General features: G+C 58.6%; 8 protein-coding genes. 2 read left to right on the plus strand and 6 right to left on the minus strand.

Annotated elements, in window-relative coordinates:
- Nucleotides 1–284: 284 nt before the first annotated feature.
- From C4S72_RS12590 to C4S72_RS12615, 6 genes are all read right to left on the minus strand, one after another.
- On the minus strand, nt 285–1,688 hold the full coding sequence (locus tag C4S72_RS12590) for an NAD(P)(+) transhydrogenase (Re/Si-specific) subunit beta (RefSeq protein ID WP_104003468.1): 1,404 nt from the start codon (nt 1,686–1,688) through the stop codon (nt 285–287).
- Between the two features lie 11 nt (nt 1,689–1,699).
- Nucleotides 1,700–3,262 (minus strand): Re/Si-specific NAD(P)(+) transhydrogenase subunit alpha, encoded by a 1,563-nt coding sequence (locus C4S72_RS12595; RefSeq protein WP_104003469.1) that lies wholly within the window; start codon nt 3,260–3,262, stop codon nt 1,700–1,702.
- A gap of 178 nt (nt 3,263–3,440) precedes the next feature.
- Entirely contained in the window at nt 3,441–6,065 is a 2,625-nt protein-coding gene (gene ppc, locus C4S72_RS12600) for a phosphoenolpyruvate carboxylase (RefSeq protein WP_104003470.1), read from the minus strand.
- 266 nt (nt 6,066–6,331) lie between these two features.
- A complete protein-coding gene (locus tag C4S72_RS12605) occupies nt 6,332–7,171 on the minus strand; it encodes a sugar phosphate isomerase/epimerase family protein (RefSeq protein ID WP_104003471.1) in 840 nt (279 codons plus the stop codon).
- Nucleotides 7,172–7,174: 3 nt separating this feature from the next.
- Nucleotides 7,175–8,341, minus strand: coding sequence for a dihydrodipicolinate synthase family protein (locus C4S72_RS12610; RefSeq protein WP_104003472.1), 1,167 nt, complete (start codon nt 8,339–8,341; stop codon nt 7,175–7,177).
- A gap of 227 nt (nt 8,342–8,568) precedes the next feature.
- Nucleotides 8,569–9,720, minus strand: a complete 1,152-nt coding sequence (locus tag C4S72_RS12615) for a Gfo/Idh/MocA family protein (protein ID WP_104003473.1) — start codon at nt 9,718–9,720, stop codon at nt 8,569–8,571.
- A gap of 698 nt (nt 9,721–10,418) precedes the next feature.
- Here C4S72_RS12615 and C4S72_RS12620 point away from each other — a divergent pair.
- Nucleotides 10,419–11,450: a Bug family tripartite tricarboxylate transporter substrate binding protein gene (locus C4S72_RS12620; RefSeq protein WP_104003474.1), complete on the plus strand. Its 1,032-nt coding sequence runs from the start codon at nt 10,419–10,421 to the stop codon at nt 11,448–11,450.
- A gap of 86 nt (nt 11,451–11,536) precedes the next feature.
- Entirely contained in the window at nt 11,537–12,031 is a 495-nt protein-coding gene (locus C4S72_RS12625) for a tripartite tricarboxylate transporter TctB family protein (protein WP_160115513.1), read from the plus strand.
- Nucleotides 12,032–12,048 lie beyond the last annotated feature (17 nt).

The following is a 12,048-nucleotide window of genomic DNA, read 5'->3' on the forward strand; positions in this document are numbered from 1 at the left end:
CGCCTTGGTCGGCTACGCCGACTTCCCTGTGCTTCTCGCCTGAAAGAGCGGGAAGGGAAACTCGCAGCGTTGCTGCTCAAACAGCCCTTCCCTTTTTCTCTTTCAGCCTGTGATGCTCGGCTGCGACAAAGGGGACAGATTAGTGCGCTCAGCCAGCATGAGACATCGAGCCTCGTTATCAAAAAGTCTTGAGAAACGAAAAACGGCCAGCCCCGGAAAGGACTGGCCGTTTTTTTCAGGCCTAATCACGCGGAAGCGGATTAGCGCCCCCAACTGGCTAGCGATCAGCCATTCAAGATCTTGAGGATAGAATCCACACTGTCCTTGGCATCGCCGAACAACATACGAGTGTTGTCCTTGTAGAACAGCGGGTTATCCACACCGGCGTAACCGGTGCTCATGCCACGCTTGAGGACGATGGTCGTCTTGCCTTTCCAGGGCTCCAGCACCGGCATGCCGGCGATCGGGCTGTCCGGAACTTCCTGGGCGGCGGGGTTGACGATGTCGTTGGCGCCGATGACCACGGAGACATCCACATTCGGGAAGTCTTCATTGATTTCGTCCATTTCATAGACGATATCGTAAGGCACCTTGGCTTCCGCCAGCAGTACGTTCATATGGCCCGGCATACGACCCGCAACCGGGTGGATACCGAAGCGCACATTGACGCCCTTGTCGCGCAGCTTCTTGCTGATCTCGAACACGGTGTGCTGAGCCTGGGCCACGGCCATGCCGTAACCGGGCAGGATCATCACTTCCTTGGCGTTCACCAGCATATCGGCGGCTTCGTCGGCCTCGATCGGCTTGATATCCTCTTCGCTGCCTGCAGCGCCCGCAGAGGCGGAACCGCCACTGCTCTTGTTGCCAAAGCCGCCGAGAATTACGTTGAGGAACTTGCGGTTCATCGCCTTGCACATGATGTAGCTGAGAATCGCACCGCTCGAGCCCACCAGCGCACCAACCACGATCAGGAGGTCGTTGCCGAGCATGAAGCCCATGGCAGCAGCCGCCCAGCCGGAGTAGCTGTTAAGCATGGAAACCACCACCGGCATATCGGCACCGCCGATCGCAACCACCATATGCACGCCGAAGATCAGCGCGATGATGGTCATCGCCACCAGCCAGGTAATACCGCCGTCCGGCGATGCGGCCACGTACTCCACACCAAACCAGATCGCCAGCACGCCGAGCCCGAGGTTGAACAGGTGACGTCCCGGCAGCTGCAGCGGTTTACCGCTGATCTTGGCAGCGAGCTTCAGATAGGCACAAACCGAGCCGGAGAAGGTCAGCGCACCGATCAGAATACCGATATAGGTTTCCGATGCGTGAATTGCCTGCTCCACACTGCTGAGGCTCACGCCATGATCCAGTGCGTTGGCCCAGCCGACAAAGACGGCCGCCAGGCCTACCAGGCTGTGCAGAATAGCCACCAGTTCCGGCATCTGGGTCATCTCGACCCGCTTGGCCAGAATCCAGCCGATAATGCCGCCGACGACGATACCGCCGATCAGGAACACCTGGTTCTCGGTAACCAGGCCGACAATAGTAACCAGCACGGCGAGGCCCATGCCCAGCATGCCGTAGAAGTTGCCGCGACGGGCCGTTTCCTGGTGGCTCAAGCCGCCCAGCGCCATGATGAACAGGGCGCTGGAGGCGATGTATGAAACTGTGATGATGCCTGAGTTCATGAGTCGGCCCCTTATTTCCTGAACATCCGCAGCATGCGCTGGGTGACGGCAAAGCCGCCGACGATGTTGATACTGGTGATAAACACCGCCAGCGTCGCCAGAATCACCACCAGCGGACTGTCGCTGGATATCTGTATCAGGGCGCCGATAACGATGATGCTACTGATGGCGTTGGTCACACTCATCAGCGGCGTATGCAGCGAGTGAGACACACCCCAGATCACCATGTAACCGATAAAGCAGGAGAGCACGAACACGGTCAAATGACCGAGGAACTCAGGCGGTGCCACAGAGCCAAGACCAAACAGGGCAAGGCCCGACAGCGCCAGCGGCACCAGGAACGCCAGCGGGTGCGCTTTTTTCTGCTCGGCCTTTTCCAGCTCCGCCTTGGACTTGATGCCGACATCTTCCTTCGGCGCCAGCGAAATGCGCGGTGCGGGTGGCGGCCAGGTGACCTCGCCCTCTTTCACCACGGTGGCGCCACGGATCACTTCGTCTTCCATGTTGACGACAATCTCGCCGTTCTTCTCAGGGCAGAGATCGGTCAGCAGGTGACGCAGGTTGGTGGCGTAAAGCTGACTGGCCTGGGCCGCCAGACGGCTCGGCAGGTTGGTGTAACCGATCAGGGTCACGCCGTGCTTGACCACCACCTTGTTGGCTTCGGTCAGCTTGCAGTTACCGCCCGCTTCCGCCGCCAGGTCGACAATCACGCTGCCCGGCTTCATGTTGGCTACCATGCGTTCGGTAATCAGCTCAGGCGCCGGCTTGCCCGGGATCAACGCGGTGGTGATGATGATATCCACTTCCGCCGCCTGGGCCGCGAACAGATCCATCTCCGCCTTGATAAACTCGGGGCTCATGGTCTTGGCGTAACCGCCAGTGCCAGCACCATCCTCATCCGGGAAATCGAGCATGAGGAATTCGGCATCCATACTCTCGACCTGCTCTTTAACCTCAGGACGAGTATCGAAGGCACGCACGATGGCGCCCATGCTTTTCGCCGCACCGATGGCTGCAAGACCGGCCACACCGGCACCGATCACCAGCACTTTGGCCGGCGGTACCTTACCTGCAGCGGTAATCTGCCCGGTGAAGAAACGACCAAAGTGCTGCGCCGCTTCCACCACCGCACGGTAACCGGCGATGTTGGCCATGGAGCTCAGCGCGTCCATCTTCTGGGCACGGGAGATACGCGGCACGGAGTCCACCGCCAGTGCGGTCACACCGTGCTTGGACAGATCCTGCAGCATCTCGGGGTTCATGGCCGGGTACATGAAGCTGATCAGCGTCTGCCCCTTGCCCAGCAGCTCAACGCCGTAAAAGCCGAGCTCCGGGTGTTCCTTGGGCGGACGCACCTTCATGATGATGTCTGAGGTTTTCCACAGCTCGCGGGGGTCTTCGACAATCTCGACACCGACAGCGCGATACTGCTCGTCATCGAAGTTGGCGGCAGCACCGGCCTGGGTCTCAATGGCAAGAGAGAAACCCAGCTTGTGCAGCTGAGTGGCGACTTCAGGCGTCAACGCTACGCGGCGTTCGCCCTCTTCCACCTCTCTGGGGATGCCTATTTTCATTATTCTAGCTCTCCTGTTTATCTAAACGGGGGATATCATCGATAAACAAAACGATGTCGTTAAAGGATTAAGTTAAGGGTTAAGTTAAGAATCCAGTTATAGGAAGCTGCGACCAGGTCAGTGACGTTACCGAAACGTTATAGCCTGATGCCTGGCTCCCCTTTCATAAATTGAACTTTCAACCCGTATTTCTCATACCTGTTGCTATACCCGTCATGGTCACCATCAACGCAAAGTCGACGGCCTCACCGGGTTTATTTCTGTCTCTCAACAGTAGCTCTGCCTGCAGGTAATGGAGCGGGTCGATATAGGTTTTTCGGACTTCAAACGACTCCCGAACTGCTCGCTTATCCTGTAGTAAAACCTCACATTTTCTTAACCGCTTAATCAGGTTCTGGCACTGTCGCAGCCGTTCTATAAGGCGCTCCCCCAGATCACTGAATTGCGGATCAACCAGTCGCTGCTGATAATAATGAGCAATTCCAGGGTCCGCTTTAGCCAAAACCATCTCCAACATGTCTACATACGACTTAAAGAAGGGCCAATCGCTTAACATCTGCTCTAAATCCCGCTGATGACCCGAACTCATCGCCTCATCTATCGCTTTATCACTGCCCAGCCAGGCAGGCAGATTTAACCGGATCTGGGTCCAGGCGAAGATCCAGGGGATCGCCCTGAGGCTTTCGACACCGCCATCCACCTTGCGCTTGGAGGGGCGACTGCCCAGTGGCAGTTTAGCCAGCTCTTTCTCCGGCGTGATCTGACGGAAATAGGGCACGAAGTCTGGCTCTTCCCAGACAAACTGCCGATAGAGCCCGTGCGCCGTCTCTGCCATTTCATCCATCAACCGACGCCATTCGGGTTTCGGCTCCGGCGCGGGCACCAGACTCGCCTCCAGCACCGAGCTTGCGTACAGCTCCAGGCTGCGCACGGCGATATCGCTCATACCGAACTTATAGCGGATCATCTCGCCCTGTTCGGTTACGCGCAGGCGGCCAGCCACCGAACCCGGCGGCTGGGCGAGAATGGCGCGATGACTGGGGCCGCCGCCGCGACCGACGGTGCCACCACGACCATGAAACAGTGTCAGGGTAAAACCCATCTCCCGGCAGAGACGGGTCAACGCCTCCTGGGCACGATACTGGCCCCAGGCCGCCGCCAGCGCGCCAGCATCCTTGGAGGAATCGGAGTAACCGATCATCACTTCCTGGTGGTTCTGGGTGTAATGGCGGTACCAGCCGATATCGAACAGCTGCGCCATACAGGGCTCGGCGTTATTAAGGTCGGCCAGGGTTTCGAACAGCGGTACGATGCGCATCGGAAAGGCGACGCCGCACTCCTGCAGCAATAACGCCACCGCCAGCACATCCGAGGGCGCCGACGCCATGGAGATCACGTAGCTGCCGAGTACCTCCGGGCTCTGCCGGGCTATCACCTCGCAGGTGTCGATCACCTCTCGCGTCTCGGCACTGGGCTGCCACTCTTTCGGTAACAGCGGCCGCTTGCTGTTCAGCTCCCGCATCAGGAACGCCTGCTTGTCCTCTTCGCTCCAGTCGCGGTAGCTGCCGAGGCCGTAATAACGGGTCACCTCATCCAGCGCATCGGCGTGGCGCTCGGAGCTCTGGCGGATATCGAGACGCACCAGGCCCAGCCCGAAACAGGCAAGACGACGCAGGGTGTCGCGCAGCAGACTGTCCGCCAGATCCGCCATACCGCAGGCGCGCAGCGAACGGTCGCAGAGCAGCAGCGGCTCGCGCAGCTCGGCATTGAGCCGGTAAACATCCACCGGCTCGCGCCAGCCCAGCTTCAGGCACTCTTCGGTCCAGCGGCGGGTGTTCTCCAGCCGGGTGCGCACACCACGCAGCAGCTTGCGGTAAGGCTCATCGCACTCGCCGACCTCGGCCCAGAGTTCATCACTGGCGCGAGTCATGGAGAGCTGCTGCAACAGCTGGCCGATATCCTTGAGGAACAGATCCGCCGCCATCCAGCGCGACAGCCAGAGCACCTCGGCGGTGACCGCCGCGGTGACATTGGGATTGCCGTCACGATCGCCGCCCATCCAGGAGGCAAAGCTGATCGGCGATGCATCGACCGGCAGGCGTTGGTCCGAGACACGTTCCAGTTCACGGTCGAAGTTACGCAGAAAACGGGGCACCGCCTCCCAAAGGGAGTTTTCGATCACCGCAAAACCCCACTTCGCCTCATCCACCGGCGAGGGCCGATTGCTGCGGATTTCCGGCGTGTGCCAGGCTTCGCTGACTAGCTGGCGCAGGCGCTCTTTCTGGTTAATCGCGGTAGGGCTCGACGGATGCAGTCCTTCCATGGACTCCAGGCAGCGCGCCATGCTGTCGTACTTCTGGATAAAGGTGCGTCGGTTGACCTCGGTGGGGTGAGCGGTCAGCACCAGCTCGATCTTCAGGTCCGCCGCTTTCTCTACCAGTTGGGCGGGCGAGATATCCTGCTGCAGTATGGCGTCGAACACCCGGTTCAGCGCATAGGGGTCAGGCTCATCGGTCTCCGGATGGCGGTAACAGCGGACCCGGTCGACCTCTTCGGCCAGGTTGGAGAGGCTGAGAAACTGGCTGAACGCCCGCGCCACAGGCACCAGCTGTTCATCGTCAATATGTTCGATCAGATTGAGAAGCGGCCTTCCCCACTGGCAGTCACCGGAGTTCTTGGAACTCTCCCGGATGCTCTCAATTTTCTGAAAAACCGCTTCCCCCTGATCGTTTCTGATCGCTTCACCCAGAAACTGACCAAGAAGGTTGATGTTCTTACGTAGAGGCTCGGCAAGGTTATCCATGGGTACATCTCTACTGTTTATTATTGTGTTGGTTATGCAGGGCGATCTGGCCGCAGGCTTCGACTCCAGGCTTTGACGCTGGGCAGGTAGACTGGATACAGACCGGCAAAAGGACCGCCACGGCCAGCTATCAGCTGCAACCAAAGGGAAGAAAAGGGATAAAAATCAAAGTGCTGGGCGAAGGTCTCTCAAACATCACTATCAAAACAGCGATATCAAAGCAGCTATATCAAAAATAGCTCAGGCCCCCACCCAGCAGGCATCGATCAGACAACGCTCTGATGGCGCTCGATGCAGGTTTTAAGTACTTCGTCAGGATCCTTTTTCCACCAGTTCTCGGCAGAAAAGATCTCGACCTCGCACTTGCCGTTAAAGCCCGCCTCTTCGACCCAGCCACGGATCTTCTTCAGATCGATAACGCCGTCACCCATCATGCCGCGATCCAGCAGCAGATCCTGGGTCGGTACCATCCAGTCACAGACGTGATAGCCAAACAGCTTGCCGCTGCGGCCGGCACGCATGATCTGCTCGCGCAGCTCCGGATCCCACCAGACGTGGTAAACATCCACAGCAACACCGACGCCTTCGCCCAGGCGGTCGCACATATCCAGCGCCTGCTTGAGGGTGTTCACACAGGCGCGGTCCGCGGCGTACATCGGGTGCAGGGGCTCGATCGCCAGTGGCATATTACAGCTCAGCGCGTACTCCTGGATCGAACGCATGCCGTCGAGCACCTGCTCGCGGGCGCCTTCCAGGTCACGGGAGCCCTCCGGCAAACCGCCAACCACCAGCACCAGGCTGCGTGAGCCCAGCGCCACCGCTTCATCGATGGCGCGGCAGTTATCATCGATCGCCGCCTGACGACCGCGGGCATCCGCCGCCGGGAACATACCGCCACGACAGAGTGCTGACACGGTCAGCCCCGCATCGCGAATCAGTTTGGCGGACTTTTCCAGGCCGCAATCGGCTACCTGATCGCGCCAGGGGCTGATATCGACAATCCCGTGACGGGCGCAGCCATCGATAATCTGCTCAAGGTTCCAGCGCTGACGCACGGTCGCGGTATTGAGCGAGAGGTTTTCCATATCATTGGAGAAGTCGCGCATCGTTTATCCCTCCACACCGTAGGTCGCCAGCACGTTGCGCATGCGCGCCACGGCCAGATCCGGGTTGGTCAGCAGGCCGGCCTGATCGGCCAGGCGGAAGAGTTCACTCAGGTGCTGCACGGACCGGGTGCTCTGCTGCCCGCCAATCATGCTGAAATGGTTCTGGTGTCCGTTCAGGTAGGCCATGAACACCACGCCGGTCTTATAGAAGCGGGTCGGCGCCTGGAAGATATGGCGTGACAGCGGCACGGTGGGCGTCAGGATATCGTGGTAAGTCGCCAGGTCGCCTTTACCCAGCGCCTGCAGCGCAGAGCTGGCCGCTGGTGCGATGGCATCGAAGATCCCCAGCAGCGCATGGGAGTGGCCCTGCTCATCCCCTTCGATCAGCTCGGCGTAGTTGAAGTCGTCACCGGTGTACATCAGCACGCCCTCGGGCAGGCGGCGACGCATGGAGATCTCTTTATCCTTGTCCAGCAGAGAGATCTTGATGCCATCCACCTTGTCGGCGTGCTCTTCGATAATCCCCAGACAGACATCCATCGCCGCCTCATGATCATCCTTGCCCCAGTAACCGTTCAGCGCCGGGTCGAACATTTCGCCCAGCCAGTGCAGTACCACCGGCTCTTTCGCCTGGGACAGGATGCGGCCATACACCCTGGCGTAATCTTCCGGTGAGCGGGCGCAGGCCGCCAGTGCACGGCTGGCCATGATGATCAGCTTGCCGCCCAGGCCTTCGATATATTCCATCTGGGTTTCATAGGCGCGGATCACATCATCAACGCTGACATCCGGCCCCGGTTGCAGGTGATCGGTTCCGCAGCCGCAGGCGACCAGAGCGCCCGGGAAATCGCTGGCAGCATCCAGAGAGCGACGGATCAGCTCCTTGGCGCCCTCCCAGTCCAGTCCCATACCGCGCTGCGCGGTATCCATCGCCTCGGCAACGCCCAGGCCCAATTTCCAGAGGTACTGGCGATAAGCGATGGTGGCATCCCAGTCCACGGCCGCTTCCAGCCAGGGAGAACAGTCACGCAGCGGATCGGCAACAACGTGGGCGGCGGAGTAAGCAATGCGGGGCAATGGAGCGTCGATCTGCTGGGCAAACTCACGCTGTACGCTTAACCGGTAGCGCTCGGTGCCGCCGGCAGCGACGGGCAGAATCAATTCAGACATAAGGATCACTCTGTTTTTATTTGCAGAAACCGGGCATCCCCTGACGCTGACAAACGCTGAGTGGCGGTGCTTATGCACCGGCTCCCGATACCGATACATAAGGGGAGCCCGGTTTGGGTGATAAAAAGCGGCATGAATGCAGCCGGGGGAAGGAGCAGCAGGTGAAGGCGTTCATCGGGGGTGCGAGGCGTATGTTCACCCCACCTGCTTCCGGCTACAGTGCCGAATTAAACCTCGAGTACCGGCACGTCGAGCCAGCGGCGCTCTTCCCAGCTTTTCAGACCCAGCTCGGCCAGCTGCACGCCGCGGGCACCGGCCAGCAGGTCGTATTCCCAGGCACCACCTTCGAGCACGTGACGGATGTAGTCTTCCCACTGCACCTTGAAGCCGTTGTCGTAGTGCATGTTGTCTGGCACTTCGACCCAGTCGTTCATGAAGTCCATGGTCTGTGGCTCATCTGGGTTCCAGACCGGTTTCGGGGTGTTGACCCGGCTCTGGGTACGGCAGGTGTGCAGACCAGCCACGGCGGAACCGAGGGTGCCGTCTACATGGAAGGTCACCAGGTCATCGCGACGGACACGGGTGCACCAGGAGCTGTTGATCTGGGCGATGATGCCGCCCTCCAGTTCGAAGGTTGCGTACGCTGCATCATCGGCAGTGGCTTCATAGGGCTGGCCCTTCTCATCCCAACGCTTGGGAATATGAGTCGCGCCCAGGCAGCTGACCGCTTTCACCGGTGCAATGACGTTATCGAGCACGTAGCGCCAGTGGCAGAGCATATCCAGGATCATGCCGCCACCATCCTGCTTGCGGTAGTTCCAGCTCGGACGCTGCGCCGCCTGCCAGTCACCCTCGAAGACCCAGTAACCGAACTCGGCACGCACCGACAGGATTTCACCGAAGAAACCGTTGTCACGCAGCGCTTTCAGCTTCATCAGACCCGGCAGGGACAGCTTGTCATGTACGACGCCGTTACAAACGCCTTTCTCTTTGGCGTAGCGGGCCAGCTCCAGAGCCACTTCAAGCTTTTCCGCCGTCGGCTTTTCACAGTAAACCGCTTTACCTGCATCCATCGCCTTTTTGAGCAGGCCCGCACGCAGCTGAGTTGAAGCCGCATCGAAGAAGATCTTGTCATCCGGGTTGGCAAGGGCTGCATCCAGATCGGTGGTCCAGCGCTCTACACCATGCTTTTTCGCCAGACGTTCAATCTTGTCGGCATCGCGGCCGACGATGATGATATCCGGCACAGCGCGGTCGCCATTGGAGAGAACGACACCACCCTGGTCACGAATTGCCAGCACCGAGCGGATCAGATGCTGATTCATACCCATGCGACCAGTGACACCGTGCATGATGATTCCAAGTCTTACGTCAGCCATTGTGCTACCTCTTGTTTTTGTTTTCGCCCGCGGCCGGGCAGATCAAGTTGTTCCATCCAAAGGGGCTGAGCGGTCAGCCGGCGTGCCAACCTGTCCCGTGGCAATGTGCCCTTCAGATCTATGCCTATCCGGCCAAAACCTATGTAACCGTCTAGATACTTACGAATCCTAGTAGCGGCTTTTTTCGAAGTCAACACATATGTAACTAAATAGTTATTTATGGATTAAAGAAGAACCTTGAAATCGTAAAAATTAAATATAAGCTGTTGTTTTAAATTGATATATTGCGGACAAACCGGGGTATTAACGTTTAGTGAACGTAGGTAAATGGTTGAAGGTGAGGCTCAGAAAACGAACAATTGACAAGAAAAATCCTCGCTGCTAGCCTCAGGTAACTATAAAGTTACAAACAAGCATAAGAACGATGAAACTTTCACTGACCCCAAAGACTAACCGGTGGCTGAGCAGCTACTGCCACCCGGGCAATACCAGGCTATGCAATTCACCTGCGGGCAATGACTTGTATGGCCAGGCAGGCGACCGCTTCAACGCAGGTCGGGTCGACTGCGCGTTCTTATCCTTCCTTCAGCTTTTCCAACAACACTCCAGGCCCTGGCTACCCCTTCTCAGGCGACGCTGAACCTGGAGCCCCAAAAGCAATAATCAAAGTTAAAAGAAAAATAAGACTGGAGATTATGATGCGACCGATAAAAACCACGCTTAAAAGCTGTCTTATCGCAACAACCCTGGTCAGCACTTGCGCCTTCGCTCAAGGATGGACACCAGAAAAACCGATCAACATTATCGTGCCCTGGGGAGCCGGTGGCTCAACCGACCAGGTCACCCGCATCACCGCCCCTCTGCTGGAGAAAGGACTTGGCCAGAGCATCGTTGTGGTCAACCAGCCGGGCGCCTCGGGCGCTATAGGCACCCGGGAAACCCTGCTGGCGAAAAAGGACGGTTACACCTGGACCGCCAACGCCATCGCCAATAACGCCAACTACTCCATCAATGGATTGATTGAGGGTACGGATATCGATGACTGGCATATCTACCTCTCGGTGGCCAACGTGCCGGTGGTCAGCGTGCCCTCCTCCAGCGAGTTCAATGACTTCGGCGAACTGCTGGCCGCCTTCAAGGAGCGCGGCGAAAATATTACCGTCGCCACCGCCGGGGGCGTCTCTTCCGGTGGCACGGCGATCTCTTCAATCAGCGATGCGGGCGGTTTCAAATACCGCATGATCACTTACCCCGGCGGCAACCCGGCGGTCATTGCTGCAGCCCGCGGCGAAGCGATGGTGACCACCCAGCTGGCGGTATCCCAGGCGGAGATGATTCGCGGTGGCCGCCTCAAGCCCCTGGCCGTACTCAGCGATCAGCCACTGATGATCGAAGGCACCGATCCTATCCCGCCGATCACCAACTGGCTGCCGGACTTCCCCATCGCACCGGACTACTTCGGCGTGTTTATCCCCAAGGATGCACCGCAAGAGGTAATTGCCGCCATGGATAAGGTCTGGGAAGAACAGGTGATGCATTCACCGGAGCTGGAGAAGTATGCCCGCCACCAGGGTGCCATCTTCGATCCCTCCTACGGTGATGAAGCGCGCCGCCGCGCCATGCCGAGCGTTATCGAGAACGCCTGCGCCTATGTGGCCCGTGGCGAAGCCGTTATCGATCCCAAAGAGATCGGTATCGACTGCGAAAAACACGCTGAAGTATCCAACTGACATCCCGGCTGCTCAGTGGGTTCGCCCGCTGAGCAGCCTGTCATGTTCAAGGCAAGCAGATCATGAAAAACAACAGCAGACTTATAGTGTCCGATCTCTTTATCGGCGCGGTTTTCCTCGTTCTGGGGCTTATCGTCTTCTATAGCGCGTGGAATATGCCAAGACTGGAATCCAGGGGCGTACCCGGATACGCCATCCCCGGTCTGGTTCCGATGATACTGGGCGCAGGTCTCGCGCTTTGCGGCTTTCTCCTCAGTCTGCGCTCGATCCGGTCCGGCGACCTGTCGGCGCACTTCAGAAGCCTGGAGATCCCGGCCCTGTTTCGCAGCAACGAAATGCGCCGTTTACTGACCATGCTGGCCCTGGCGCTGTTTTACACCCTGGGTCTGGTCGGCCGGCTTCCGTTCTGGATAGCCACGGCTCTGTTCACCTTTGCGGTCATTTTCATCTTCGAGTACTTCATCTCCGACAAACAGCATGGCCTGGCGCGCTGCGTGACTCTGGCCGCTATCGAAGGGGTGTTGGTAGGCATCGCGATCACCTGGATATTCCAGGATGGTTTTCTCGTTCGCTTGCCCTGAGAAATTAGAGAGGAGAG

The sequence above is a fragment of the Marinobacterium lutimaris genome, assembly GCF_900108065.1.
Classification (GTDB): Bacteria; Pseudomonadota; Gammaproteobacteria; order Pseudomonadales; family Balneatricaceae; genus Marinobacterium_D; species Marinobacterium_D lutimaris.